Consider the following 26,595-nt stretch of genomic DNA (forward strand, 5'->3'; position numbering starts at 1 on the left):
GCTGATTTCGCAGCTCGGCGGCGTGGTGCACGGCGCCGGCTCGGCACGCGCGTCCATGATGGCCCCAGCCGTCGGCAGCGGGTCGGGGGCACGACACGAAGGAGCCCACGTGCGCAGGACCACGGCCTGGTCGGTCGCTCTCGTCTCGTCGCTGGCCATCTCGGGGACCACCGGAGCCACGGTCGCCTCGGCGGCCACCACCACGTCCTCGGCGACCGCGGCTTCCGCGTCCGTCGCGGCGGACGGGCACAGCCATGACCTCGTCGCCGGGCGGGCGAGCGACCCACGCGCGGCCCGGCTGCTCGCGTCGGCGCGAGCCCATCTGCCCGCCGACTGGCGCGCCCGTCAGGCCACGGCGCTCGAGCGGTTCGGGATCGACGCGTCCGCCGCCCGGGACGCGCTGGATCGCGCCATCGACCCGAGCCAGTACCAGTGCGCCCCGACCCGGCTCGACGCGTACGTCCACGACCTGCTCGCAGGGGTCGACCCCTCGAGTGTCGAGATCCTGTCGATGCTCGGCGCCTTCGACTTCCCGAGCTACGACGCCGTCCTCTCCGGCACGAGCGGCGACCCGAGGTTCGCGCTGGACAAGGAGCATCGCAGCGAGCTGACCAGCTCCTTCCGGGCGGCGCAAGGCTTCTGGGACACCGACGGCTCGGACATCGCGCTCATGGGCATGCACGGAGACGTCATGCGCGACCCGGCTCGGCTGACCCCGCTCATCGGCTTCCTCTACGGCGTGCCCGAGTCGACGGCCGCCCAGCTCGCCGCGCTCGTCGTCGAGGTCGTCACCGGCGACCCCGGACTCTCGGGCGGGGACAGCCCGCTCTTCACCCTCAACGCGTTCGCGTTCAGCGGGGAGGGCGACCCCGTCCTCTCGTCGCTGGCCGACAAGCTCGTCTTCGGCGATGGCATGCTCGACGCGCTCAGCGCGATCGGGGTCGGCGACATCGGCCCGCGAGCGATCCTCGGCCACGAGTACGCCCACCACGTCCAGTACGACCAGGACCTGTTCGACTCACCGCTCACGGGGGCGGAGGCGACCCGTCGCACCGAGCTCATGGCGGACGCCTTCGGCACCTACTTCGTGACGCACAAGCGGGGTCTCGCGCTCAACACCGCGCGGGTCCTCGAGGCCGAGCAGTCCTTCTACCAGGCGGGTGACTGCAGCTTCGCGAGTGCCGCACACCACGGCACGCCCAACCAGCGGCTGCGTGCATCGACCTGGGGGGCGTCCGTCGCGGACCAGGCCCAGAAGCAGGGTCACATCCTCCCGTCGCTCACCCTCGACGCGTGGTTCGAGGCGAAGCTGCCGGAGCTCGTCGCACCCGACGCCTGAGTCCGTGGATGCCGCGGGCTCCGTCGACTCCGGTCGCTGAGGGCCCGCGGCACTAGGGTCGCCTCATGGGTACCTGGTGGCTCGAGCTGGTCGGATGGGTCGGCTCGGCGGTCCTCGTCTGGTCGCTGCTCCAGACGCAACTGCACCGCCTGCGGGTCATCAACCTCGTCGGCGGTGCCGTCCTCATCTTCTACAACGCCGTCAACCACGTGTGGCCGATGGTGGGGCTCAACGTCGTCCTCGCCGGGATCAACGTCTTCTACCTCGCCCGGATGTCCCGCGAGAAGCACGACCCCCGGGTCTACACGGTGCTCGAGGTGGCGGGCGACGACACCTACCTGCGGCACGTGCTGCGGGTGCACGAGGCCGACATCCGTCGCTACAACCCGGAGTTCGTGCACGACCCCTTCACGGGTCACCCGTCCTACCTCGTGCTGCACGGCGACGAGACCGTCGGGGTCGTGCTCATGCACGAGGCGGATGAGGAGACGGCGCAGCTGCTTCTGGACTGGGTGACGCCGCGCCACCGCGACCTGACGCCTGGGGAGTTCGTGTTCGGGCCGGAGGGGCCGTTCCGTCGCCGGGGTTTCCGGCGCGTGCTGACGCCACCGGGGATGGTCGAGCCCTACTACGAGAAGCTCGGGTTCCATCGGGCCGGGGACGCCTACGTCCTCTGACGGATGGAGCGTCGCGCGGATCTGCTCAGAGCGTGCGCTGGCACTTGCTCATGAAGCGGTCCGGGTCGACGACCGCGCGGTGCACCTCACCCTTGGCGAGCTCCTCGCCGTCGGGGTCCTGCACCGTGACGTGGCACACGAGGCGGCGGCCGTCGTTGATCGGCTCGGCGCACAGCACCGTGACCTCGGAACCGACCGGGCTGCCCTTGACGTGCTCGATCTTGATCATCGTCCCGACGGTGGTGTGGTCGGCATCGATCATCTGCTTGCAGACCTGGAACGAGGCGTTCTCGCACCACGTAATCAGACGGGGTGTCGCGAGGACGTCGAGGTCACCGCTACCGACGACGACAGAGGTGTCGTCGGCGGTGACCGTGTGCTGGAACTTGCGCATGGGCATTGGACGAGTCTGACAGACAACTGGGCGTCTGCGGACCCGTCTCGACAGGTGGGTGGGACCCGCCGCGTGTCTTCAACCCGAAGGCGCGTCGGGGCTGGGAACGTGGCCTCGTGACCACCCACCTGTGGGTCCTCAGCGTCGCGCTCGGGGTGACGGCGCTGATCAACTGGGGATCGGTGCTGCGCGGCGAGTACGTCGTCGAACGCATCACCAAGCCCCTCGTCGTGCTGCTGCTCATGGGCATCGCGTGGTCGCTCTTCTGGGAGGGGCGGGCGCCGAGCTCCCCGACGCTGCTCCCGGTCGTCGTGGCGCTCGCGTTCTGCCTGGTCGGCGATGTGGCGCTGCTCAACGCGACCGAGACCCGCTTCATCGTCGGGCTGGGGGCCTTCCTGGCGGCGCATGTCGCCTACATCTGGGCGCTGCTGGAGACGCCCGGCACCGGAGGCTTCCCGTGGTGGCTGCTCGGCGCCGTGCCCGTCCTGGTGCTGCTCTTCGCGCGGGTCGGGCGCGAGATCGTGCGGCACTCCGGCGCGCAGCGGGGCCCGGTGTTCATCTACCAGCTCGTCATCAGCGCGCTCGTGCTCGTCGCGGCCTTCAAGGGCGACTGGCTCGTCCTGCTCGGCTGCTGCGTGTTCGCCGCGTCCGACGCGGTGCTCGGGCACGACCGCTTCGTGCACGAACGCCGGTGGGCGCCGGTCACCGTCATCGTGACCTACCACGTGGCCCAGGCGCTCATCGTCGTCGGCCTCTTCCGCTGACCCCAGATCGCGGGTCGGCGGTCAGCGCGTCAGGGGTTCGAGTGTCCGAGCATCCACGTGTAGATGTCGTCCCCGCGGCTGCCGCTGTACGCCTGGTCCCAGCCGTCGTGGAAGAGGTCGGGGTAGACGGTCAGCCGGGCCGCGTCCGGATCGACGCCCGGGCACGCCTGGACGTTCTCCATCGTCTCGATGCTGCCAAGCGGGTTGATGACGTCGTCGAGGCCGCCGTGGAAGGCCCAGAGCGGCACGTCGCCGAGGGCGCACCCGACGGTGGCCCACGCGTACCTGCCGTCGGCCGCGACCGGCACGGCCGCTGCGACCTGGCTGTCGCCGTACGCGGCGAGGTACTCCCACGCGCCGAAGCCGCCGCAGGAGAGCCCGGTCAGGTAGACCCGGCTCGGCTCCACGTTGTAGTGCTCGACGGCATACGTGATGAAGTCGTGGATCTCGTCGGGCGTCGTGCAGAAGGCGGGCGACGCGTGGTCACGGTCGTGCTGCAGCTGCATGGCACACGACCCACCCCACTCGGTGACGCCGTCGCACGGCGAGAAGTCGAATCCCGGCGGGTCCTCGACGTGCTGGGTCGACAGGACGACGAGCGGTCGGTCCGTGGGCCACCCACCGACGTCGATGAACCGCGGGATGCCCGTGAAGAGAAGGTTGCTCAGCTGTTCGGCGGAGCCGTCGCCGTTCTCGCCGTAGCCGTTGGTCACGACGAGCAGCGGGCTCCGGTCACCGTCGGGAGAGTACGACGGCGGGAGGTACTCGTAGTAGCCCATGCCGGCGCCCGTCGTGCCGAGCGGGCGCGGGCTCTGGTGGCTCGCGGACTCAGTGCCGAGCAGCGGCGCCACGACCTTGCAGATGTCCTGGTCGAAGAGCGGGTGCGGCCCAGACACGCTGATGTCGAAGGCCAGCTCCTCACCGGTCGAGAGGTCGACGGTTGCCTCGAAGCGGAGCACGCCCCGGTCGCGCATGACCAGCGCCCCTGACGAGTCGCGGACGACGTACGGCTGCCCGGCCTGCAGGAAGCTGAAGGTCCAGGTCGACTCGCCGACGCGTCGGGCCGGGAGGTTCTTGGCGACGCCCCGTCCGCTGGCCGTGACCGACTCACCGGCCGCGTTCGTCCACGTCTCGGTGAACACGTACTGGTCCATGAAGAGGACTTCGTTCTCGAGCTTCGGGTCCTGGCGCAGGGTGAAGACGTGCGTGAGCGTCCCGCTGACGTCCACCGGGTAGCCGCAGTCCCAGTTCACGAAGTCGTAGGGCTGGTTGACCGTCTGCTCCCGCTCCAGGGGCGCGCCGATGGCCGGTGCTCCGGCCACGAGGGCACCGACCGCGAGCGCGAGCAGCGCCGCCCAGATCCGCGCCGACCAGGTGTGGTCTCTAGTGGACATGACGGCCTCCGTTCGCACGCCCCCGACCACCCCTCATCCTGACCGTGCCCGGACGGCGGCGGGCAAGATCGGCAGAACTGGGTCGCCGGATCGACCGCTATGTGCGGCGGCACGGCGTTTGTGCGCTGCGCTAACCTTGGGCGCATGGCTGGTGAGCTGCTCCTTCCGCAGCCGCGTTGACGAAGGTCGGGACCTCCCGACATCAACGCGGCCCCCCTCCTGTGCGAGGGGTTTTCTTTTGCCCGACCGAGCAGCGACGAGAGAGACGACATGAGCGAGCAGAGCAACGAGACCCCGTTCCGCTACACCGCCGCGATGGCGCAGCAGATCGAGACCGCCTGGCAGGACCGCTGGGAGGAGGAGGGCACCTTCAACGCCCCCAACCCGGCCGGGCCCTGGGCCGAGCCGGAGAAGGTCGCCGCGCACGGCGAGAAGCTCATCGTCCTCGACATGTTCCCGTACCCGTCGGGCGTCGGCCTGCATGTCGGCCACCCCCTGGGCTACATCGCGACCGACGTCTACAGCCGCTTCCACCGGATGCTCGGCAAGAACGTCCTGCACGCCCTCGGCTACGACGCGTTCGGCCTGCCGGCGGAGCAGTACGCCGTACAGACCGGCCAGCACCCTCGGAAGACCACCGAGGAGAACATGACCAACATGAAGCGCCAGCTGCGCCGTCTCGGCCTGGGCTTCGACAACCGTCGGACCTTCGCGACGATCGACGACGAGTACTACCGCTGGACGCAGTGGATCTTCCTGCAGATCTGGGACGCCTGGTACGACACCGAGGCGGTCTGCGAGGACGGCGGCCGTGGCAGGGCGCGCCCGATCAGTGAGCTCGTCGAGCAGTTCGAGTCCGGGCGCCGTGCCGTCGTCGACGCCGACGGCCGCGGGTGGGCTGAGCTGTCGGCGACCGAGAAGGCGAAGGTCCTCGAGGGACATCGTCTCGCGTACACCTCGGAGGCACCCGTGAACTGGTGCCCCGGGCTCGGCACCGTGCTCTCCAACGAAGAGGTCACCAACGAGGGCCGTTCCGAGCGCGGCAACTTCCCGGTGTTCCGCCGCAACCTGAGCCAGTGGAAGATGCGCATCACGGCATACGCCGACCGGCTGGCCGACGACCTGGACGGCGTCGACTGGCCCGAGAAGGTCAAGCTCATGCAGCGCAACTGGATCGGCCGGTCCAAGGGCGCACGCGTCACCTTCCCGGTCGTGACGACCGGCACTGGCGAGGACGACGGCATCGACGTCTTCACGACACGTCCCGACACGATCTTCGGTGCGACGTTCATGGTCATCGCGCCGGAGCACCCGCTCGTGGACTCCCTCGTCCCGAAGGGTGACTGGCCTGAGGGCACCAAGGACGCCTGGAAGGGCGGCGACCCCGACGCGAGCGCCACCCCCAAGGAGGCCGTGGCGGCATACCAGCTGGCTGCGTCCCGCAAGGGTGACGTCGAGCGCCAGACCGAGGGCAAGGACAAGACCGGTGTGTTCACCGGCTCGTGGGCCACGAACCCCGTGACAGGAGAACGCATCCCGGTCTTCGTGGCCGACTACGTCCTGATGGGCTACGGCACGGGGGCGATCATGGCCGTGCCCGGCCAGGACACGCGCGACTGGGAGTACGCCGAGCGGTTCGACCTGCCGATCGTGCGCACCGTCCAGCCCCCCGAGGGCCACCCCGACGACCAGCCGTTCCTCGGCGACGGCGTCGCGGTCAACTCGTCCAACGAGCACCTCTCGCTCGATGGCCTGCACGTCGGCGAGGCGAAGGCCCGCACGATCGAGTTCCTCGAGCAGCAGGGCATCGGCGAGGGCACCATCAGCTACCGCATCCGCGACTGGCTCTTCAGCCGCCAGCGCTACTGGGGCGAGCCGTTCCCCATCATGTTCGACGACGACGGCGTGGCGTACGCCGTGCCGGACGACGAGCTGCCCCTGACCCTTCCCGACGTGCCCGACTACAGCCCCAAGACGTTCGACCCCGACGACGCGCAGAGCAGCCCGGAGCCGCCGCTCAGCCGTGTCCCGGAGTGGGTCGAGGTCGAGAAGGACCTCGGCGACGGCCGCGGCCTGCGCAAGTTCCGCCGCGAGACGAACACCATGCCCAACTGGGCCGGCTCGTGCTGGTACTACCTGCGCTACCTCGACCCCGCCAACCACGACGCGTTCGTCGACCCGGCCAACGAGGCGTACTGGCTGGCCCGTCACGACACCCCGGTCGAGGGGGCCCCGGCCGGCACGCGCGACCCGGGCGGCGTCGACCTCTACGTCGGCGGCGTCGAGCATGCCGTGCTGCACCTGCTCTACGCGCGCTTCTGGCACAAGGTCCTCTTCGACCTCGGCCACGTGCGCAGCGAGGAGCCGTTCCGGAAGTACTTCTCGCAGGGCTACATCCAGGCGTACGCCTACACCGACAGCCGTGGGCAGTACGTCACGGCGTCCGAGGTCGAGGAGCTCCCGGGCGGCCACGGCGCCGACCCGACCTTCACGTGGCAGGGACAGCTCGTCAACCGCGAGTACGGCAAGATCGGCAAGTCGCTGAAGAACTCCGTCAGCCCTGACGAGATGTACGACGCGTTCGGCGCCGACACCTTCCGCGTCTACGAGATGTCGATGGGTCCGCTGGAGCTCTCCAAGCCGTGGGAGATCCGTGCCGTCGTCGGGTCGCAGCGCTTCCTGCAGCGCCTGTGGCGCAACGTCGTCGACGAGGAGACCGGTGCGCTGCGCGTCGAGGACGTCGAGGTCGGCCAGGCACTCACGACCCAGCTGCACCAGACGATCGCCGGCGTCCGCGAGGACTTCGAGGGTCTGCGCTTCAACACGGCCATCGCCAAGCTCATCGAGCTCAACAACGCCGTGACGAAGCTCGACGTGCCGCCGCGCGAGGTCGTCGAGGCGATGGTGCTCATGCTCGCCCCCGTCGCCCCCCACATCGCTGAGGAGATGTGGCAGCGGCTCGGTCACGAGGGCGGGGTTGCGTATGCCGCGTTCCCCGTCAGCGACCCCGCGAAGATCGTGGAGGAGCAGGTCACCTGCGTCATCCAGATCAAGGGCAAGGTCCGCGACCGCGTCGAGGTCAGCCCCGACATCTCCGAGGACGACCTGCGCGAGCTGGCGCTCGGTCGCGACAAGGTGAGGGCCGCGACCGAAGGGGGCGTCCGCACCGTCATCGTGCGCGCGCCGAAGCTGGTCAACGTCGTACCGGTCTGAGCCGCGCCGCCGATAGGTTGAGGACACCCTCCGGGTCGACCTCCGGGGGTCGACCTGCGGAAGGAGCGCGACGTGACCACACGGATCGTCACCGACTCGACGGCCTACCTGCCGGCCGAGGTCGTCGAACGCCACGGCATCGAGGTCGTCCCGCTGCACGTCGTCGTGGGCGGGCGCGACCACGTCGAGGGCCGTGACATCACGCCGGAGCAGGTGGCAGCCGCGCTGCGCGAGTACACGATCGTCTCGACGTCACGCCCGACACCGCAGGTCTTCGCCGAGGCGTACCAGCGGCTCGCCGACGACGGCGCGACGGCGATCGTCTCGATCCACCTGTCGTCGCAGATGTCCGGAACCGTCGAGGCGGCGCGGCTCGCCGCGGCGGAGGCGCCCGTCCCCGTCGAGGTGGTCGACAGCGAGACCATCGGCATGGCGATGGGCTTCGCCGTCGTCACGGCCGCCGAGACCGCGGCCGAGGGGGCGGAGGTCGGCGCGGTCCTCGATGCCGTGCGCTCGCGTCTCGAGCCGTCGGGCGTCCTGTTCTACGTCGACACCCTCGAGCACCTGCGCCGAGGCGGACGCATCGGCGCGGCGTCAGCGCTGCTCGGCTCCGCGCTCGCCATCAAGCCGATCCTGGCCGTGCGCGGGGGCCGCATCGTGCCAGTCGAGAAGGTCCGCACCTCGTCGCGGGCGGTGGCGCGCATCATCGCCATGGTCGTCGAGCACGTGGGCAAGGGCGGCCACGTCGTCGACCTCGCGGTCCACCACCTCGACGCCGCCGAGCGGGCCGAGCAGATCGCGGCCGAGCTGCGGACCGTCGTGCCCGGGTCACCCGCTGTGGTCGTCGTCGAGCTGGGTGCCGTGGTGGGCGCGCACGTCGGGCCGGGCACCGTCGCGATCGCGGTCTCACCGCGCCCCTGCGAGCTGCTGCCCGCGCCGTCGTCGCCGGGCGCGGGCGCTGGGTCGTGAGCATCGGCACCGGGCTCGCGTGGGCGGCAGGGGTGGTCGTCGCCTTCCTCGTCGGCTCCCTCAACCCTGCGACGACGATCGCGCGTGTCCTCGGCAAGGACCTCGCGTCTTCGGGCTCGGGCAACCCGGGTGCGACGAACGCGGGGCGGGTCCTCGGCCGCAAGTGGGGCGTCGTGGTCGGGGTCCTCGACGTCCTCAAGGGGCTGGTCCCGACCGTCGTGGCTGGGCAGGTCTTCAGCGCCTATGCGGCATACGCCGTCGGTGTCGCAGCGGTGCTCGGGCACATCTGGTCGCCGTTCCTGCGAGGCCGCGGCGGCAAGGGGGTCGCGACGACGCTCGGCGCGATCCTCGGCGTGCACCCGTGGGTCGCGCTCGTCGTGGTCATCGTGTTCGGCGTGGGTCTCGCGCTGACGCGGTGGGTCGCTGCCGGGTCGATCTTCGGCGCACTCGCCATGGCGGTCGTGGCGGTGCTCATCTGGACCGGTCACGCCCCCGGCGACGTCTGGACGGGCTTGTGGCTCATGGCGATCGGGCTGCTCGTCCTCGGTCGGCACAAGAACAACGTCGTCGGTTGGTGGCGCCAGCGGCGCCTGCCCTGACCGACCTGAGAGGGCTTGTCCGCTTCGCCCCCAGGCAGCCACAGCATCTGCCGGTACGAATGCCGGGAACGCCGGACACAACGCGGCAGCGGGTCTAGCGTCGAGTCGTCCGACAGGGGTCACTCGACGACCCCTCGGGGTCGTCAGGCACAGGAGCAGTGATGACCAGGATGTCTCGTCATGCTCGGTTACTGGTGGCCGCAGGGGTCGTGGGGACCCTGCTGGTCGGGGGCCAGGCAGTAGCCGCACCAGGGGGAAACGGATGGAACTCTGCCGGCGGTGACCGGCAGAACACGAGGTACGCCGCGAGCGAGACGAAGATCTCGCCCGCCACGGTCGGGGGACTCACGAACAAGTGGACGGTCACGACCGGGGGAGATGTCTCCGCGACGCCTGCCGTCGACAGCCAGCGGGTCTACTTCCCGGACTGGGCCGGCAACCTCTACGCCGTCAACAGGACCACGGGGGCCGTGGTCTGGCAGCGCACGATCACGAGCTACACCGGGATCCCCGGCGACAAGGCGCGCGCCACCCCGGCGTTCACGGACGACGTGATCGTTCTCGGCAACCAAGGGCCGTTCGGTGGTGGCGGCGCCGTCATGGCGATCAACAAGGGCACCGGAGCGCTGGTCTGGAAGACACAGGTCGAGTCCCACCCCGCCGCGATCATCACCCAGTCGGCGACGATCTTCAACGGCGTCGTCTACGTGGGGACGTCGTCGCAGGAGGAGGCGCTGGCGACGAACCCCAACTACCCCTGTTGCAGCTTCCGCGGCAGCTTGGCGGCGCTCGACGTCAAGACGGGGGCGATCCTGTGGAAGACCTACATGACGCCGAGCACCGACTTCCCGGGCAACGCGGTCTGGGGTAGCTCACCCGCGATCGACGTGAAGCGTGGATCGGTGTATGTCTCCACGGGTAACAACTACAACGCACCTCAGAGTGCGCTGGACTGCGTCGCGGCCAACGCGGGCAACCCGACCGCCCAGCGGGCGTGTCTGCCGGCGGACGACCACTTCGACTCGGTCATCGCTCTCGACCTGCGTACCGGCGCTGTCAAGTGGGCGTTCGAGGCCCTGGCGTTCGACGCATGGACGGTCGACTGCATCCCGTTCCTGGGTGAAGGGGTCAACTGTCCGGAGCCCGCTGGTCCCGACTTCGACTTCGGCCAGGCGCCTGCGCTCTTCAAGGCCGCGAACGGGCGCGAGCTCGTCGGCGCCGGCCAGAAGAGCGGCCAGTACTGGGCGCTCGACCCGGGCACCGGTGCGGTCGTCTGGGTGACGCAGGCGGGCCCCGGTGGCACCGCTGGTGGCCTTCAGTGGGGCTCTGCGGTGGACGGAAAGCGCGTCTACACGGCCAACGCCAACAGCAACCTCATCGAATGGAACGGTTCGACGAGCGGCGTGTGGTCGGGTCTCGACGGGGTCACCGGTCAGCGGGTCTGGGAGACCCGACCACCGGACGGTGGCAGCACGTCGGGTCCGGTGACAACGGCGAACGGTGTGGTCTTCGGATGCTCGCTCGACGCGCAGGGGCACATGTACGCGCTCAACGCCGCGACGGGCCAGGTCCTGTGGAGCTTCGCGAGCGGTGGGTCGTGCCTGTCGGGTGCGGCCATCTCCAACGGCACCGTCTACTGGGGGTCCGGCTACAGCAACTTCGGCTTCGGCACGCCGAACAACAAGCTGTACGCGTTCGGCATCGGCTGACACAGGCCACTACGCACCGCTCCCGTGTGCCGTGAGACGACCTCACGGCATACGGGGGCGGTCGTGTGTCAGAAGACGATCGTGCGGCGGCCGGAGAGGAAGACGCGTGAGTCGGCGTGGTCGCGGACCGCTCGCGACAGGACGCGGCGCTCCACGTCACGACCGAGGGCGACGAGCCGTTCTGGCGACTCGGCGTGCGTCACGCGGACGACGTCCTGCTCGATGATCGGGCCCTCGTCGAGATCGGCCGTCACGTAGTGCGCGGACGCGCCGATGAGCTTGACGCCGCGGTCATGCGCCTGGTGGTAGGGCTTGGCGCCCTTGAACCCCGGCAGGAACGAGTGGTGGATGTTGATCGCGCGCCCTTCGAGCGCCCTGCACAGCGAGTCGCTGAGGATCTGCATGTAGCGGGCGAGGACGACGAGGCCGACGTCGTTGGTGTCGACCATCCGCAGCAGCTCCGCCTCGGCGTCGGCCTTGGTGTCCGGCGTGACCGGGATGACGGTGAACGGCACGCCGTAGTACTCGACGAGCCCGCGGCAGTCCTCGTGGTTGGACACGACGCCGACGATGTCGATCGGCAGGTCGCCCGACTTCCAGCGGTGGAGCAGGTCGAGAAGGCAGTGGTCGAACCTGCTGACGAGGATGATCGTGCGGCAGTGCTCGTCCTCGGGCCGCACGGCGAGGTGCTGGTGGGCGATCGCCGGGCTCTGCCGGATCGCGCCGAGCACCTGCTCGACGTTGGACGCGTCGGCGTCGAACACCGTGCGCATGAAGAAGAGGCTGGTGTCCTCGTCGGAGTACTGCTGGTTCTCGACGATGTTCGCCTCGACGCCGAGCAGGGCCGACGAGACGGCCGCGACGATGCCGGGCCGGTCGTCGCAGGTGAGGGTCATGATGTGCCGAGCCATTGGAGCAGTCTGGCCCAGCCGGGCGCAGGGGCGTGAATCGACGCGCGCCGCGTCTCGGGCTGTGGCCGTCCACACCCCTTTGGACGCCGGGCCGGTTGTCCCCAATGTGCGGTCGGCGCCCGTCGGGCGGGGACCGTGCTTCCTACCGTCGACGTATGCCGTTCCGACCCGCCAAGAGACCACCTGACCTCGAGCGGGTGGCCCGTGTCCTCGGGCACGAGTGGAGCGCCGGGTGGGTGCCGTCGGCGCCCGCAGCCGGGCTGGTGACCGAACCGGGCCCGGGCCCGGTCGTGGCCGCCGTGCGGCGCCTCGCGCAGCGCGCCCCGGACGACGACGAGGTGGCTCGGCTCGACACCGATCTACGACGCGCGCGCCGCCCGGGCGTGCTGACGATGCCCGACGAGCTGCGCCATGGCCGGCGTGGGATCAGCAGCGCGGCGCTCGTGTCGCTGCTCGCGCTCGTCGTCGCCGTCGGCTGTGTGTTCGTCCTTCGGGTGCTGTGGGCCGAGCGGTCGGCGGTTCCGGACATCGCGCCGGGACCGTCCCGCGGCGTGCAGGTCGAGGGCGAGAAGGCCTCTGCAGCGAAGGTGCCCAGCGCGGGGGCGACGCCAACACCGTCGCCGTCGTCCCCGGGCGGCGTGTCGACGGCAGGCGCCGCGGTGGTCGTCCACGTCGTCGGCCAGGTGGTGCGACCGGGTCTCGCCCGGCTCCGGCAGGGCGCGCGCGTGGCGGATGCCATCACCGCGGCCGGCGGCACGAGGCCCGGCGCCGACGTGTCCGCCCTCAACCTCGCGCGGCTCGTCGTCGACGGTGAGCAGGTCCGGGTGCCGAAGCGGGGCGAGCTGCCGGTCGCTCCCGTAGGGGGCAGCGCGGGCGGTGGCTCGGGTGGCTCGGGTGGCTCGGGTGGCTCGGGCTCGACCGCCGGCGGCATGGTGAGCCTGAACACGGCCGACGCGGCGGCGCTCGACACGCTGCCCGGCGTCGGCCCCGTGCTCGCGCAGCGGATCATCGACTGGCGCACCGAGCACGGCCGTTTCACGTCCGTGGACGAGCTCGGCGAGGTCAGCGGCATCGGCGACAAGCTCATGGCCCAGCTGCGACCGAAGGTCACGCTGTGACGGGCTCGGCCGCAGGGGGTGGCCCGCGTGTCCAGGCAGCGTGAGCGGGCTCCGAGAGGGCCGTCGCTCGTCGTCCTGACCGGTCGACCCGCCGTCCGTCGCGTGCGCCCACGCACCGGCCGACGGGTCGACCTGAGACTGCTCGTGCCCGTGGTCCTCGCATGGCCGGTCGTGGCGTTCTGGGGGCTGCTCGCGCCCGTCTGGCTCGTCGCGCTGGTCACGCTCGTCGCCCTGGGCGTCGGTGTGCTGGCCGCGGTCGCAGCTGTTCGGGCCGGTGGTCTGCGTGACCGACGCCGCGGCGTGCAGTGTGATCGACACCGCGGCGTGCTGCGGGCGGTCGCTGCCGTCTGTGGGGTGCTGGCCCTCCTGCTGGCAGCGGCCGCCGGTCAGCGCGCGGTCCGGTCTGCTGGCCCCGTCGACGCCCTCGCGGTGGAGCGAGCCGTCGTCACCGTGCGCGCGACCGTGGCGGCCGAGCCACGGCCGGTCACCAGCGGGCCGGCCGCAGGGAGGACCGAGGACGGTGGAGCGGCAGGCCCGGTCGTGAGCGTCGTGCTGCTCGAGGTGGGTGAGGTCGTCGGCCGCGGCCGCACGACCAGGGTGTCAGCGCCGGTTCTCGTCATCGGTCGAGGACAGCAGTGGTCCGGACTGCGGTGGCACGACGAGGTCGAGGCCGTGGTGCGGCTGGGTCCGGCCGACCCGGGAGACGCCGTCGTCGCCGTCGGCACGCCCATAGGGCCGGTCCGGGTGCTGGCCGATGCGGGCGGGGTCTTCGAGGCCGCTGACGTCGTGCGCACCAGGTTCCGGGCGGCGACTGACGGCGTCTGGTCCGACGCCCGTGGGCTCGTGCCTGCCCTCGTCGTCGGCGACACGTCCCGGACCCCACCGGACCTGACCGCTGCGATGCTCGACACGGGCCTGAGCCACCTCAGCGCCGTGTCGGGCAGCAACGTCACCCTCGTGCTGGGCGGGGTCATCTGGCTGTGCGGCCTCGTGGGCGTGCGGCGCCGGTGGCGACCGCCGGTCGCGCTGCTGGGACTCGTCGGCTTCGTCATCCTGGCCCGGCCCGAGCCCAGCGTCGTGCGAGCCGCAGTGATGGGCACGGTGGGCCTGCTCGCCCTCTCGTCCTCACGCCGTCGCGCCGGGGTGCCGGCGCTCGCGGCAGCAGTGCTCGTACTGCTCGTGTGGGACCCCTGGCTGGCCCGGTCGTACGGCTTCGCGCTGTCCAGCGTCGCCACCCTCGGCCTCCTCGTGCTCGCGCCGCCGTGGGGGCGTGCCATCGCGCGGCGCCTGCCACCGGGCCTGAAGCCGCTCGGTCCGGTGCTCGCCGTGCCGGTCGCCGCGCAGGCCGTGTGCGCGCCGGTCGTCGTCCCGCTCCAGGGCAGCGTGTCTCTCGTCGCGGTCCTCGCCAACCTGCTCGCGGCTCCCTTCGTCGCCCCGACGACCATCGTCGGCGTCGTCGTGGCGCTCGTGTCGGTCGCCTGGGTCACGGGGGCCGGCTGGCTCGCGTGGGGTGCGGCCGCCCCGGCGGAGGCGATCGCGGCCGTGGCCCGGTGGGGCGCCGACCTCCCTCTCGGCAGCCTCGGGTGGGGTGACTCGGCAGCCGCGGCGGTCCTCCTCGCGCTGCTGACAGGGGCCGCCGTCGCCGTCGCACCGTGGGCGTGGCACCGCACCCGCCACCGGCCGACGGTCGCCGTCGCCGTCGTCGTCCTCACGGCTGGGCTGGGGGCGCCGACGGCCCCGGTCGCCTGGCCACCTCCCGGATGGGCCCTCATCGCGTGCGACGTGGGTCAGGGTGACGGTCTCGTGGCCGACAACGGTGCCGGTCACGTCGTCGTCATCGACACGGGGCCCGAGCCGGAGCTGATGCGCGCCTGCCTCGACCGGATCGGAGCCACAGCCGTCGACCTCGTCGTGCTCACGCACTACCACGCTGACCACGTCGGTGGTCTGGCGGCGGTCCTCGAGCGACCGGTCGCCCAGATCCGCGCCTCGCCGGTGCTCGACCCGCCGGTCGAGGCTGCACGCGTGGCCCGGCTGGCGGCCGGTTCGCGTGTGCCCCTCGGTGAGCTGCGCTCCGGACAACGGCTCTCGGTCGGGGCCCTCGCGGCCGAGGTCTGGTGGCCGGCCCGGCGCATCGACGCCGGCTCCGTGCCCAACAACGGCTCCGTCGTCCTCACCATGCACGTGCGGGGCATCACCGTCCTGCTCGCCGGCGACATCGAACGAGAGGCGGCGGCTCAGGTCCTCCACGAGTCCCAGCTCGACCCCGCGCGTTGGGGACACATCGACGTGCTCAAGGTCGCCCACCACGGGTCGAGCAACCGCGACGACCGCCTGCTCGACCGCGTCGACGGACGCCTGGCGGTCATCAGTGTCGGCGAGGACAACGACTACGGCCATCCCGCGCCGGCGACGATGAAGGCCTTGCAGGACAGGGGGTTCGAGGTGCATCGAACCGACCTCGAGGGTGACGTCGCCATCGTCTCGGACGGCGACGAGATCAGAGCGGTCGCTCGATGACGGTCGTCCGCCGCACCGCCTCGCTCAGGCGGAATGGCCCGGCGCGTCGGCGCCCGTGGGCGAGTCGAGGTCGGTGGGCGCGTCGACGAGGTCCGCCGCGGTCCGCTCCACGCCGGGGTCGCCGAGCAGCTCGAAGTCGGCGAACGCGAAACCGGGGGACACGAGGCAGCTCACGAGGGCGTCGCCCGCCGACGGCACGGTCCGCTGCCACACGTGGGCCGGCACGACTGCCTGGGCCACCTCGCCTCCGGCGAGGTCGACTCCGACCACGACCGACTGCACCCTCGTGACCGACGCCGGCCGGGCGCCGTCACCACCGAGCTCGAGCACGACCGAGCCGGTGTGCGCGATCCAGACCTCGTCCGAGGCCACCCGGTGCCACGCAGACGACTCGCCGGCGGGCAGCAGGAAGTGGATGAGGGTCGCGGTGGCACGAGTCCGCCCGTCCGGCAGGGTCACCGTCTCGGGGGAGGCCCACGTCTGGCGGTACCACCCGCCCTCGGGATGCGGCTGCAGGTCCAGCAGGTCGGCGAGGAGCGGGCGCATGGCTCCATGATCCCGGACCATCGGCGACGCGCGGGTCTCTGCAGCCAGGGCGTGGGACGGGGACCTCAGGAGGAGACCCCGACAGCTGCCTCACGACGCGCGTCACCTGCCGCGACGAGTCCGTCGACTCCGAGCCGAGCGGCGCCGACCCCACCGAAGTACATGTGCGGGCCGGGGTATCCGTAGGCCTCGAGCCCGCCGGCCTCGGCGGCGGCCGCGATGTCGTCGGACGGCTCATGGTCGACGCGGGGCGAGCCGTCGTCGAGGAACCGGACGTGCAGGCGAGGCGCGTCGATGGCGTCCTGGAGGTCCTCGCCGAGGAGCAGGCCCCGACCGAGCACCTGCATGAGGGCGGTCGTGATGCGGTCGGCACCGGGGGACCCGACGGCGAGGGCGGCCCCCGTCGCGCTCCGAGCGGTCGTCGGTGCCATGTTGGACGCGAGGCGCGTGCCCGGCAGCACGGCGTGGAGCCCCAGGCGGTTGAGCTCCGGTTCGCCCAGGGCGTTGTTGAGCAGGATGCCGGTGCCGGGGATCACCATGCCGGCGCCGTAGCCCGCGGACATCGTGATGGCGCAAGCGGTTCCGTACTCGTCGACGGCCGACACGTGGGCGGTCGAGGCGGACGTCGGCAGGCCGGCGAGGCCGTGGCGCTCGACGGCCTCGAGCAGCGCGTGGCCGTCGCCGTCGAGGTCGCGCGACCGGTCGTGCACCGAGAGGCGGTAGGCGAGCACCCGGCGTTGGATGTCGATGACCTCGGCCCACGTCCAGCTCTCGTGGCGCGACAGCTCACCGAGCATCGCCGCGAGCATCGGACCCCCGACCGAGGGCGGTGGGTTGAGCGCGACGCTCCACGGGCCGACGGCGCGCATCGTCGGCGCGCGCACGACGGCCTCGTAGGCCGCGAGGTCTGCCTCGGTGATGAGCCCGCCGTTGGCGGCCATGTCCTCCGCGAGAACCCGTCCCACGGCCCCCGTCGTGAGCAACGAGACACCCTGCGTGCCGAGGAGCTCGAGGATCTCGGCGAGGTCGGCGTTGATGCACGTCTCGCCCGGTTGCACCGCGCCGCCGTCGGCGCCGGTGACGAGGGCACGGGCCTCGGGATCGTCGCCGAAGAGGGTGTCGCGGACGAGCCCCAGGTAGAGGGCGGCGGCCGCGCCGACCCGGTAGCCGTCGCGGCAGGCGCGGGCGGACGGCTCGACGAGCCGACGCCACGGGAGCAGGGCGAAGCGGTCGCGGGCGAGCGAGAGTGCCTGCACCGCACCGGAGTTCGCGACCGACCCATGGCCGGCGCCGATGGTGACGCCTCCTCCGTAGTCGGTGCGCACCTGGCGGACACCCTTGCCGAACGCCGAGACATCGAGGCCGCGTCCGGGCATCTCGACGTTGCCGTCGATGACGACGGGGTCGGAGCCGGCAGGCCACACGTTGACGAAGGCGCCGCCCATGAGGCTGACGACGCCGGGGTCGGTGCACATGGCGGCGAGCGCAGCGGCGATGGCCGCGTCGACCGCGTTGCCGCCCTCGGCGCCCGCCTCGAGGCCGGCCTCCAGTGCGGCCGAGCCGGTCGCCGCGACAGCGACCCGGGTCACGATCCGGCCGCCGCGTCGGCCACGGCGTGGGGCGTGGGAGGTCGGGGACCGCGCGAGTCATCACCCATGAGCACACCGTATGCCGCCCGGCGGTCGGACGCTCGTGGCGCCCCGCCGCGTGCGCCCGCAGGCGAAGGCGGTCAGGCCTTGGCGCCGACGAGCTCCGCAGCGGACGTACGCGGGTCGGCGCCCGCGGCCTCGCACAGGGCGTCGAGGGCCGCCGCGACCGCCGGAACGCGCTGCAGGTCGGGCGTCGTCACGGCCAGGATCTGGCGGCGCGAGGCGGGGGAGAGAGGCAGCGTCGCCACCTCGTCGTGCTTGGCCGCGTTGAGGATGAGGTCGGGGACGAGCGCGACGCCGAGGCCGGCGGTGACGAGCCCGAGCTGCGCGACGTAGTCCTCCGTCTCGAACGCGACGTTGGGTCGGAAGCCTGCGTGGTCGGCGAGCGAGAGCAGGTGGCCGCGACAGCGCGGGCACCCGGCGATCCACTCCTCGTCGGAGAAGTCGGCGAGCGAGGCGGCGGCGTCGCCGGCGTGCGGGTGGGCGCCGGGGACCACCAGGCGTACCTCGTCGTCCATGAGGCGACGGGTGACGAGGAGCGACAGGTCCTCCTCGAGCTCGCCGAGGTCGGCGCCCTCGTAGGCGAAGGCGACCGCGACGTCGCAGTCCCCGTTGCGCAGGGCTGCGAGCGACTCGGGCGGTTCGGCCTCGGTGAAGGTGACGGTGATGTCGGGGTGCTTCGCCTTGAGGATCGCGAGCGTCTTGGGCACGAGAGTCGCCGAGGAGCTCGGGAAGGCCTGGAGGCGGACCCGGCCGGCCCGCAGGCCGGCGATCGCGGTGATCTCCTCTTCGGCGGCGTCGAGCGCAGCGAGCACGCCGACGGCATGGCGTGCGAGGACCTGGCCGGCCTCGGTGAGTCGCACCTGGCGGCCGTAGCGCTCGACGAGGACCGTGCCGGTGCGCTGCTCGAGGCGGCGGACCATCTGGGAGATGGCCGGCTGGGTGAAGCCGAGGGCGTTGGCCGCGCTCGTGAAGCTTCCCTCGTCGGCAATGGCCTTCATGACCCGCAGGCCGGCAGCGTCGATCATGCGTCCATCATAACCGCAGATTATGGAATGCTGAAGGACTCGACGTGTCAGGAATGGCTCGACCCCGTCGTAGGCTGGTCCGGTGCACCAGCCGACCGGAGCCGCCGGAGTCACAAGCCGCCTGTCGACGTCGCGCACGCTACCGCTCGAGACGCACGACCTGGGCAGCTTCGAGGACCTCGTCGACCTCGTCAGCGCCGGTGGCGTCGTCGTGCTGAGCGGTGCGGGCCTCTCGACGGAGTCGGGGATTCCCGACTACCGCGGCCCGGACGGGACGCGCCGGGTCGAGCCGATGACGTTCGGCGAGTTCGCCGGTTCCAGCGACGCCCGGCGGCGCTACTGGGCACGCAGCTACATCGGCTGGCAGCGTTTCAACGCTGCGGCCCCCAACATCGGTCACCGCGTGGTCACGGACCTGCAGCGGGCCGGCTACGTCGGGCCGATCATCACGCAGAACGTCGACGGCCTGCACCAGGCGTCCGGCGCGACCGACGTCGTCGAGCTGCACGGCTCCCTCGAGCAGGCCGTGTGCCTCGTGTGCGGCGAGGTCACATCACGAATCGGTTTGCACGAGAGGATGACCGAGGCCAACCCCGGGTTCATGGAACGCTTCTCGCGGGCCGCCGCCGCCGTCGGGTCCCAGTGGGGCGAGCAGGTGCGCCCGGACGGCGACATCGTCCTCGCCGACGCGCTCGTCGAGTCGTTCCACGCGCCCCGGTGCCTCGTCTGTGGCAACGACACGGTCAAGCCCGACGTCGTCTTCTTCGGCGAGTCAGTGCCCAAGGCCCTCGTCGACCGGTGCTTCGGCATCGTCGAGGCCGCCGGGGCCCTGCTCGTCCTCGGATCCTCGCTGTCAGTCATGAGCGGCTATCGTTTCGTGCGCCGTGCGCACCAGCACGGAGTCCCCGTCGCGATCGTCACCCGGTCGGCCACGCGCGGCGACACCGAGGCGACGCTGCGCCTGCACGCGCCCCTCGGCCCGACCCTCGTGGAGCTGCGCGGTGCCCTCGGCCACTGACGAGCCTGCCACTGACAAGCCTGCCACTGACAAGCCTGCCACTGACAAGCCGGTCACTGACGAGCCGAGCACCGAGCCGCCGTGGTACGCGGCCCTCCCGGAGGGTGGCCCCGGCCCGTCGGTGCGGTGGACCTCCGACGCGTTCGAGGCGGAGCTGCGCGCCTGGGTGGTCCACGCTCTCGACGACATGGGGACGGGGCTCGTCGCGATCGAGGCGGTGCACCAGCGGCCGTGGTCGACGCTGTGGCGGGCGACCGCCGCCGACCGGTCGAGGTACTGGATCAAGCAGAACTGCCCGCACCAGGCGTTCGAGGCGGCCCTGCTCGTCGTGCTCGACGCCATCGCCCCTGACCGTGTCGTGCCGGTGGCGGCGGCCGATACCGAGCGCGGGCTGCACCTCGTGCCCGACCAGGGACCGGTCTTCGCCGAGACGGTCGCCGGCGACGACCTGGACGCCTGGTGCCGGGTCGCCGCCGAGGCGATGCACCTCCAGCGCGAGCTGGTCGGTCATGAGGCCGACCTCGTCGGTGCGGGCGTGTCGGTGATGCGCCCGGCGGAGGCCACGGCATACGTCCGGGCGCGCGTCGCCTCGCTCGAGGCGCTGCCCGACAGCGACCCTCGGCGGATGACGCAGGAGGTCGCAGACCGGCTCCGGTGACTGCTGCCCGACGTGCGGGGTGGGCCGCGGACCTCGACGCGCTGGGGCTGGGCGAGAACCTCGTGCACAACGACTTGCATGCCAACAACGTCTTCGCGACGCCGGGCGGAATGCGCTTCTTCGACTTCGGCGACTCCGTGCTCGCCCATCCGCTCTCGGCCCTCTTCATCCCGCTCAACGTGCTGCTCCATCGCCTGGAAACGGCACCTGACGACGCGCGGCTGCGGCGGGTCGCCGACGCCGGCCTCGAGGTCTGGGGCGACGTCGTGCCCGGGACGCAGCTTCGCGCGGCACTACCGGCGGCGCTGCATCTCGGGCGTCTTCTGCGCGCCGAGTCGTGGCTGCGCGTCACCGCGACGCTCACCCCGCCGGAGCTCGCCGATTACGGCGACGCCGGGACGTGGTGGCTCGGCGCACTCGGGGACGAGCCACCACTGTCGTGACGCGCGGGCCGGGTCGGGCGGGGCGGGTGCTCAGATGCGGCGCAGCACGGCGGTGACCTTGCCGAGGATGGTCGCGTCGTCACCGTCGATCGGGGAGAAGTCCGAGTTGTGCGGCATGAGCCACACGTGGCCGTCCTTGCGCTTGAACGTCTTGACCGTCGCCTCGTTGTCGAGCATGGCTGCGACGACGTCACCGTTCTCGGCGTGCTGCTGCTGGCGCACGACGACCCAGTCTCCGTCGCAGATGGCCGCGTCGACCATGGAGTCGCCGTTGACCTTGAGGAGGAAGAGGTCGCCCTCGCCGACGAGCTGCTTGGGCAGCGGGAAGACGTCCTCGACGACCTCCTCGGCCGTGATGGGCACGCCGGCGGCGATCTGACCCAGGACCGGGACGTAGGAGGCCTCGGGACGGGCGTCGCCAGAGTCGGTCTCGGTGTCGTAGTGGTCGCCACGGGGGCGTGGCGGAGTCACGGCGCCGCCACGGTAGCCGAGCTCCTCGGCCTTCGCGTCGGGGGAGACGACCTCGAGGGCGCGGGGACGGTTGGGGTCGCGCCGCAGGTAGCCCTTGGCCACGAGCGCGTTGAGCTGGTGGGACACGCTCGACGGGCTCGCCAGCCCGACCGCGTCGCCGATCTCACGCATGCTCGGCGGGTAGCCGCGACGATCGACGGAGTTGCGGATCACCTCGAGCACGCGGCGCTGACGCACCGTCAGGCCGTCGCCGCTGTCGCGGTCGGGAAGCTCGGTCACGCCCATGGTGTCCCCTTCGTCGGCTCCTCAGACCCCCTCCTGCCCGCCCGGTGTGGGGCCAGTGTCAGTGGTGGCTGGTGAGGTTCGTGGTGTGAGGAAAGACTACGCAGTTCGAACACAGTTGCCAAACACGTGTTCGATGCGTGTCTCGACTTCATCGAACATACGTGCTACAACTCGTACAAGCGTTCTATCGAACACATGTTCGTCCGATCAGGAGCAAGGGGAGGTCACCATGAGCGCCATCGTGCTCGAGGCCGTTCGCCAGCCGCACCCGCGGGAGGCCATGAGGCCACGACCAGCCGGTCGACCCAACCTCGTCTCCCTGCCCACCGGGCGCGAAGCGGTCCGCGCGATCGGCAAGGCGGGGGATCGATGGGCGGTGCGTGAGGCAGGTGCGGCCGGGTCCGCCCAGCCGCCGGTCCGGTTGACCCGCTTCGGCCGGCTCGTCGTCGCCCTGCTCGTTGCTGTCGTCGTCTCGGTTCTGGCCGTGGGTCTCGCCGGCCAGATCGCCTCCGCCTCTGGCGAGCCGCGTGTCGTCACGGTGGAGTCCGGGCAGACGCTGTCCGGTATCGCAGCCCGCGAGCTGCCCGGTCTGCCGATCAGCGACGGCGTCGTGGAGCTCCAGATAGCCAACGCCCTGAGCACGACCCAGATCCACACCGGCCAGCGAATCGTCATCCCGACGCGCTGAACCCCGAGCCACGAGCTCACCTGGGCCCGACCGAGGCCATATGCCGTCCACCCGGCTGCAGCCAGGTCGCCCCTCCCGATCGGCCGCGTTGGCTCCACCTTCAGCGGCTGGCGTCGGCGGCGCTTCGACCCCGCCGCTCGCGCCCGGACGCCGCACCCCTGAGGAGGGGGTGCGGCGTTCTGCTGTCCCCTGTTCGAGTGGCTGCCGCGCCCGGTGACTGGGTGGGCCTGTGGATGAGCCCCGTCCCCGGTTCCCGCGCCGACCTAGCGTTGCTGACCTCGGGAAGGGAGCAGGGATGAGATTCGACGTCGACACCCGGACGCTGCGCGAGAGCGCCGCGGCCGTCGAGGAGGTCCTGGCGCAGGTTCGGGCGCTCGGGATCGCGGACGACCTGCGACCTGTCGCGGCCGCGGTTCCTGGCGGTCGCACCGCATCGAGCCTGCACCACGTGGCGACCGCGTGGAGGCCCAGCTGGCCGGAACGCGCTGGCAGCTGGGCGAGCTCGGACGGTCGGTCGCCGCAGCCGCTGACGCCTACGACACGGTCGAGCAGACCGTGCGTGAGTCGATGACGGGCGCGAGGCGCGGCGGCGGCGGGGGCGGGCGATGACGGCCACCGCGCTCGGCGCGGGCCTGTCGGTGCGTGACGTCCGGGCGAGCCGTCCCCAGTCGCTCGTCGCGGTGGGCCGCAGGCTCGAGGACAAGCGGCGGCGAGTCGTCACCATGGCTCAGCTGCTGCTCTGGCGACGCTCGGCCGCACCGCGCTGGTCCGGGGCGGGGTCGACGGCGGCCGCGGACCGCTACGGCGTCGTCGTCGCGGGCCTCGGTCAGGTCGCACAGAGCATCGCGGTCGCCGGACAGGCCCTGGGCCTGGCTGCCGGGCGGCTCCAGAGCGCCATCGACCTGGTCGGGCGAGCCGACAGGCGTGCCGCCGCTGAAGGGGCGTGGGTCGACGAGGACGGCAGGCTCTTCCTCCCCGTCCGGGCCACGGTCGGTGACCCGGCTGCGCAGGCCCATCGTGCCCGCCTCGACGAGCTCCTTCGTGCCGAGGTGCTTGCTTGCCTCCTGAGGGCCCGACAGGCCGCGACCGAGACCGACGAGGAGCTCGCACGCACCCTGCTAGCGGCCGCGCGGGGCACCACGAGCGGCCTTGCCGCCGAAGGCGCGGGGTGGATGCCGGTGCCGGCCCCGGATCCGCCGTCCGGGCGTGTGGGTGCCGGCAACGACGCCGTGTTCGCGTCCGCGGCCTGGTGGAGGTCGCTGACGGACGGTGAACGCCGCCGCGTGGTCAGGGAGCGGCCCGAGTGGGTCGGTTCTCGTGACGGGGTGCCCGTGGCCGCCCGCCACGAGGCCAACCTGACCCTGCTGGCTCGCGCCGAGCGGGTGGCCGCCACGCGAGCCCGCGAGGTGGACGCCGCTGTGGCGGCACCGTGGCATGCGGCCGAGCGCACCCGGGCCCACGAACGCGTCGCCGACCTCCGGGCGATCCGTGACGTGCTCGGGCGTCGAGACGGTCTCGAGCGTCGCCTTCTCCTCGTCGACGCGAGCGAGCGCGACGTCAAGGCGGTGGTCGCGGTGGGCGACCTCGAGAGGGCCGAGCACCTGACGACGTTCGTCGGTGGCCTCACGACGACGGTGCGCGACGACCTCGCGCGCTACGACACGACCTTCGCCCGGATGAGGGCCGAGGCGATCGAGGTGGCGAGCGGCGACCTCGCGGTCGTCACGTGGATGGGCTACGACGCGCCACAGCTCGACGAGATCGTCAGCTCGATCGACCGCAACGTCCTGAACGCCAGGCTGGCCCGAGACAACGCCGGCGCCCTGGCCGACTTCGTCACGGGTCTCGAAGCCGCTCGGGACAGCCCCGCCCACCAGACGGTGTGGGCACACTCCTACGGCGCGGTCCTGGCCGGCTTCGCCTCGTTGCGCACGTCCGGCATCGATGACCTCGCCGTGTTCGGCGCCCCAGGGCTGCCGTTCTCCGACGTCGACCGCACGAGTCTCGACCCGGGCGCGCTCAACGTCCTCGGGGCCATCGGCGACGACGTCTTCAACTACGGCTGGATGGTGCACGGCACCCCTCCGGCCTCCGTCGTCGGCGCGTTGCGGCTCTCGACCTTCGCCCCGAAGGAGCCCGGGGTCGGGTGCAACCACATCCTGCACCCACGCTCCGACTTCGTCGACGTCGGGCGCACGTCCTCGGGGCACTCCGACTACCTCCGGGCGGGCACCGACAGCGCGCGCAACCTCGTCGCGGTCGCGGCCGGGCGCCCCGACCTGCGCATCGTCCAGGGAGCCGACGAACGGGCCTGCACCACGACCGGTCCCAGCCTCGGGACTGACCCACTGGCCTGGCCGAGGCCCATCCCGTGACCCGCCGCGACCGGTTCGTCGTCGGTGGGTGCGCGATCCTTCTCACGGTCCAGGCAGTGCCGCTCATCATCCTCTGGGCGATGGAGGGTCCTGAGAGCGCAGGCGACGCCGCCCTCGTGGGGGTCTCGTCCCCGGCACTGGTCGGTGTCGCCGGCTTCGCAGTCGGGCTCGCGGCAGGCCTCGCCACGCCCCGGCTCGAGCCGGTGGAGCGCTCGCCCGGTCCCGTCGTCGAACGGGGCGTCGGAGCGAACGGTGCGGCCGGCGCGTCCGGTCCCCACCGCCCGACGGCGCGGCTGCGGACGCGGCTGCGCCGCGCGAAGTGGGCGGCGATCGCCGCGGTGGGCCACGTGGCGTCCCCGGCGCTCGCCTACGTCCTCGACAACGGTGCCCGCGCGGGCTCCCGGGCGTTCGGCGAGTGACTCGACGACGGGTCCGCGATGTGGGGCTTTGCGGCTCTGGTCATCCACGGTCTCGTCCTGGACCCGCGCGGGTTGGTGGCCTTCGGCGTCGCCTTCGTCGTCCTCGGGCTGGCCCGGCGGCCGGTCAGGGCCGCGGTGTCGGGGCGTGCGGCATCTCGAACCACACCGTGGTCCCGGGGCCGTCGACCGGGCTGATCCCGATCCTGCCGCCGTGGGCTTCGACGATGCGCTTGACGGTCGCCAGGCCGATGCCGCTGCCGTCCACCGAGGTCTCGACCCGCTTGAAGAGCCCGAACACCCGATCGTGCTCGGCAGTGGGGATGCCGATCCCGTTGTCCTGCACCGAGATCCGCCACGAGGTGTCGCGGCGCTCGGCCGACACCTCGATCACCGGGGGGACGCCCGGGCGGGCGTACTTGACGGCGTTGGACAGGAGGTTGAGCAGGACGGAGTACAGCTGCTGGTCGTCTGAGTCGACGATCGGCAGCGCACCGACCGTCACCTGTGCGTTCCGCGCGAGCAGGGTCGGCTCGAGGTCCTCGAGGACCGACGCGACGACCGCCCCGACGTCGGTCGGGACCGTCCGCAGCTGCGCGCCGACCCGGGCATGGGCGAGGATCTGCTCGATCATGCCGGCCATGCGCGTCGCCGACCGGAATGCGGTTGCGACGAGGCGCTCGGCCCACTCGTCCTGGACGACCGACGGCTGCTGCCCGAGCATCTCGGTACTCGCCATGATCGCGGTGAGCGGCGTGCGCAGGTCGTGGCTGATCTGACCGGCGAAGACGGAGAGCGCCTCGTTGGACCGGCGCAGCTCGTCACGGGTCTCGGTCAGCTGGGCGAGCGAGTCCTCGAGCTCCCGACTCCGCAGGCGCAGCTCGAGCACGTCGACGACGCGTTCGGCGATCGCGACGAGGGCGTCCTGCTGGGCCTCGTCGAGGTGGCGCGGTTTGAAGTCGAACACACAGAGGCGGCCGATGATGACGCCCGTCGGTGTCGTGAGCGGGGAGGAGGCGTAGAAGCGAACCCTGCTGAGCGCGCCTGACACGAAGGGGTTGTCGCGGAACCGCTCGTCCTCCCTGGCATCCGGCACGACGACCCGTTCGGGTTGGTCGAGCACCGCCGCGCACATCGCGTCCTCGCGCGCGCAGATCGCCGGCGTGAACCCCGTCGTCGCGAGCTGCTGCTGCGTCGTCGAGGTGACGATGTTGATCGCCGCAGTGGGCACGGCGCTGATCTGCGCAGCGATCTCGACCAGGGCCTGGAGCTCGCGTCCCGGCGCGTGGCCGAGCACGTCGTAGCGCCACAGCTCGGCTTCGCGCCGCTCGTCTGCTACGAGCCGGTCGAGCTCCGATGTCCGGTTTGTCACGTTTAGCAGCCTCCGCCATGGGCTCCGTCGGGGCAAGCA

Annotated in this window: 24 protein-coding genes; 16 read left to right on the top strand and 8 right to left on the bottom strand. The window is 71.7% G+C overall.

Features of this window, described 5'->3' with window-relative positions; all coding sequences use genetic code 11:
• The first annotated feature begins 109 nt into the window (after window positions 1-109).
• Complete coding sequence (locus tag ACFQU3_RS06630) at window positions 110-1,339, top strand: hypothetical protein (protein WP_385907952.1); 1,230 nt, start codon at window positions 110-112, stop codon at window positions 1,337-1,339.
• 65 nt (window positions 1,340-1,404) lie between these two features.
• The gene (locus tag ACFQU3_RS06635; RefSeq protein ID WP_385907954.1) at window positions 1,405-2,016 is read left to right on the top strand and encodes a hypothetical protein; all 612 of its coding nucleotides are present in this window, start codon (window positions 1,405-1,407) and stop codon (window positions 2,014-2,016) included.
• A 25-nt stretch (window positions 2,017-2,041) separates the two neighbouring features.
• Here the strand turns inward: ACFQU3_RS06635 and ACFQU3_RS06640 are convergent, their stop codons facing one another.
• Window positions 2,042-2,416, bottom strand: a complete 375-nt coding sequence (locus tag ACFQU3_RS06640; protein WP_385907956.1) for a thioesterase family protein — start codon at window positions 2,414-2,416, stop codon at window positions 2,042-2,044.
• A 110-nt stretch (window positions 2,417-2,526) separates the two neighbouring features.
• Between ACFQU3_RS06640 and ACFQU3_RS06645 the strand changes: the two genes are divergently transcribed.
• Window positions 2,527-3,174, top strand: coding sequence for a lysoplasmalogenase (locus tag ACFQU3_RS06645; RefSeq protein WP_385907958.1), 648 nt, complete (start codon window positions 2,527-2,529; stop codon window positions 3,172-3,174).
• A gap of 29 nt (window positions 3,175-3,203) precedes the next feature.
• Here ACFQU3_RS06645 and ACFQU3_RS06650 read toward each other — a convergent pair whose 3' ends face one another.
• A complete protein-coding gene (locus ACFQU3_RS06650; protein ID WP_385907959.1) occupies window positions 3,204-4,568 on the bottom strand; it encodes a hypothetical protein in 1,365 nt (454 codons plus the stop codon).
• A gap of 270 nt (window positions 4,569-4,838) precedes the next feature.
• Between ACFQU3_RS06650 and leuS the strand changes: the two genes are divergently transcribed.
• The 4 genes from leuS (at window position 4,839) to ACFQU3_RS06670 (ending at window position 11,058) form a co-directional block, all read left to right on the top strand.
• On the top strand, window positions 4,839-7,781 hold the full coding sequence (gene leuS / locus ACFQU3_RS06655) for a leucine--tRNA ligase (RefSeq protein ID WP_385907961.1): 2,943 nt from the start codon (window positions 4,839-4,841) through the stop codon (window positions 7,779-7,781).
• A gap of 72 nt (window positions 7,782-7,853) precedes the next feature.
• Window positions 7,854-8,750, top strand: a complete 897-nt coding sequence (locus tag ACFQU3_RS06660; RefSeq protein WP_385907963.1) for a DegV family protein — start codon at window positions 7,854-7,856, stop codon at window positions 8,748-8,750.
• Entirely contained in the window at window positions 8,747-9,349 is a 603-nt protein-coding gene (locus ACFQU3_RS06665; RefSeq protein ID WP_385907965.1) for a glycerol-3-phosphate acyltransferase, read from the top strand. Before ACFQU3_RS06660 ends, ACFQU3_RS06665 begins: the two co-directional genes overlap by 4 nt.
• Window positions 9,350-9,543: 194 nt before the next feature.
• Window positions 9,544-11,058, top strand: a complete 1,515-nt coding sequence (locus ACFQU3_RS06670) for a PQQ-binding-like beta-propeller repeat protein (RefSeq protein WP_385907966.1) — start codon at window positions 9,544-9,546, stop codon at window positions 11,056-11,058.
• Window positions 11,059-11,126: 68 nt separating this feature from the next.
• Here the strand turns inward: ACFQU3_RS06670 and purU are convergent, their stop codons facing one another.
• Complete coding sequence (gene purU, locus ACFQU3_RS06675; protein WP_385907967.1) at window positions 11,127-11,969, bottom strand: formyltetrahydrofolate deformylase; 843 nt, start codon at window positions 11,967-11,969, stop codon at window positions 11,127-11,129.
• 155 nt (window positions 11,970-12,124) lie between these two features.
• Here purU and ACFQU3_RS06680 point away from each other — a divergent pair, with 155 nt between their 5' ends.
• Entirely contained in the window at window positions 12,125-13,087 is a 963-nt protein-coding gene (locus ACFQU3_RS06680; RefSeq protein ID WP_385907969.1) for a helix-hairpin-helix domain-containing protein, read from the top strand.
• 27 nt (window positions 13,088-13,114) lie between these two features.
• Window positions 13,115-15,607: a ComEC/Rec2 family competence protein gene (locus tag ACFQU3_RS06685; protein WP_385907971.1), complete on the top strand. Its 2,493-nt coding sequence runs from the start codon at window positions 13,115-13,117 to the stop codon at window positions 15,605-15,607.
• A gap of 24 nt (window positions 15,608-15,631) precedes the next feature.
• On the opposite strand, the gene ACFQU3_RS06690 is transcribed toward ACFQU3_RS06685, so the two are convergent.
• The 3 genes from ACFQU3_RS06690 to ACFQU3_RS06700 all read right to left on the bottom strand — a co-directional run bounded on the left by ACFQU3_RS06690 (window position 15,632) and on the right by ACFQU3_RS06700 (window position 18,830).
• Complete coding sequence (locus ACFQU3_RS06690) at window positions 15,632-16,153, bottom strand: cupin domain-containing protein (RefSeq protein ID WP_385907972.1); 522 nt, start codon at window positions 16,151-16,153, stop codon at window positions 15,632-15,634.
• A 65-nt stretch (window positions 16,154-16,218) separates the two neighbouring features.
• Window positions 16,219-17,742, bottom strand: a complete 1,524-nt coding sequence (locus ACFQU3_RS06695) for a gamma-glutamyltransferase (RefSeq protein WP_385907974.1) — start codon at window positions 17,740-17,742, stop codon at window positions 16,219-16,221.
• 140 nt (window positions 17,743-17,882) lie between these two features.
• Window positions 17,883-18,830, bottom strand: a complete 948-nt coding sequence (locus ACFQU3_RS06700; protein ID WP_385907976.1) for a LysR family transcriptional regulator — start codon at window positions 18,828-18,830, stop codon at window positions 17,883-17,885.
• Window positions 18,831-18,912: 82 nt separating this feature from the next.
• Between ACFQU3_RS06700 and ACFQU3_RS06705 the strand changes: the two genes are divergently transcribed.
• From ACFQU3_RS06705 to ACFQU3_RS06715, 3 genes are read left to right on the top strand one after another with little or no spacing between them, the layout of a single operon-like run.
• Window positions 18,913-19,848 (top strand): Sir2 family NAD-dependent protein deacetylase, encoded by a 936-nt coding sequence (locus ACFQU3_RS06705; protein WP_385907978.1) that lies wholly within the window; start codon window positions 18,913-18,915, stop codon window positions 19,846-19,848.
• Window positions 19,832-20,506, top strand: a complete 675-nt coding sequence (locus ACFQU3_RS06710) for a hypothetical protein (protein WP_385907980.1) — start codon at window positions 19,832-19,834, stop codon at window positions 20,504-20,506. The genes ACFQU3_RS06705 and ACFQU3_RS06710 overlap by 17 nt, the downstream gene beginning before the upstream one ends.
• Window positions 20,416-20,949 (top strand): phosphotransferase, encoded by a 534-nt coding sequence (locus tag ACFQU3_RS06715; RefSeq protein ID WP_385908286.1) that lies wholly within the window; start codon window positions 20,416-20,418, stop codon window positions 20,947-20,949. The genes ACFQU3_RS06710 and ACFQU3_RS06715 overlap by 91 nt, the downstream gene beginning before the upstream one ends.
• A 30-nt stretch (window positions 20,950-20,979) precedes the next feature.
• Here ACFQU3_RS06715 and lexA read toward each other — a convergent pair whose 3' ends face one another.
• Window positions 20,980-21,705 carry a transcriptional repressor LexA gene (lexA, locus tag ACFQU3_RS06720; protein ID WP_385907982.1) on the bottom strand — a complete coding sequence of 242 codons (726 nt, stop codon included), beginning with the start codon at window positions 21,703-21,705 and terminating at the stop codon, window positions 20,980-20,982.
• Between the two features lie 229 nt (window positions 21,706-21,934).
• Between lexA and ACFQU3_RS06725 the strand changes: the two genes are divergently transcribed.
• The 4 genes from ACFQU3_RS06725 (at window position 21,935) to ACFQU3_RS06740 (ending at window position 25,187) form a co-directional block, all read left to right on the top strand.
• Complete coding sequence (locus ACFQU3_RS06725) at window positions 21,935-22,393, top strand: LysM peptidoglycan-binding domain-containing protein (RefSeq protein ID WP_385907984.1); 459 nt, start codon at window positions 21,935-21,937, stop codon at window positions 22,391-22,393.
• 459 nt (window positions 22,394-22,852) lie between these two features.
• On the top strand, window positions 22,853-23,002 hold the full coding sequence (locus ACFQU3_RS06730; protein ID WP_385907986.1) for a hypothetical protein: 150 nt from the start codon (window positions 22,853-22,855) through the stop codon (window positions 23,000-23,002).
• Complete coding sequence (locus ACFQU3_RS06735) at window positions 22,999-24,768, top strand: alpha/beta hydrolase (RefSeq protein ID WP_385907988.1); 1,770 nt, start codon at window positions 22,999-23,001, stop codon at window positions 24,766-24,768. Before ACFQU3_RS06730 ends, ACFQU3_RS06735 begins: the two co-directional genes overlap by 4 nt.
• Window positions 24,765-25,187, top strand: a complete 423-nt coding sequence (locus tag ACFQU3_RS06740) for a hypothetical protein (RefSeq protein WP_385907989.1) — start codon at window positions 24,765-24,767, stop codon at window positions 25,185-25,187. Before ACFQU3_RS06735 ends, ACFQU3_RS06740 begins: the two co-directional genes overlap by 4 nt.
• 124 nt (window positions 25,188-25,311) lie before the next feature.
• On the opposite strand, the gene ACFQU3_RS06745 is transcribed toward ACFQU3_RS06740, so the two are convergent.
• Window positions 25,312-26,556 carry an ATP-binding protein gene (locus ACFQU3_RS06745; RefSeq protein WP_385907991.1) on the bottom strand — a complete coding sequence of 415 codons (1,245 nt, stop codon included), beginning with the start codon at window positions 26,554-26,556 and terminating at the stop codon, window positions 25,312-25,314.
• Window positions 26,557-26,595: the final 39 nt, after the last annotated feature.

This window comes from Terrabacter sp. GCM10028922 (assembly GCF_042666095.1).
Classification (GTDB): domain Bacteria; phylum Actinomycetota; class Actinomycetes; order Actinomycetales; family Dermatophilaceae; genus Terrabacter.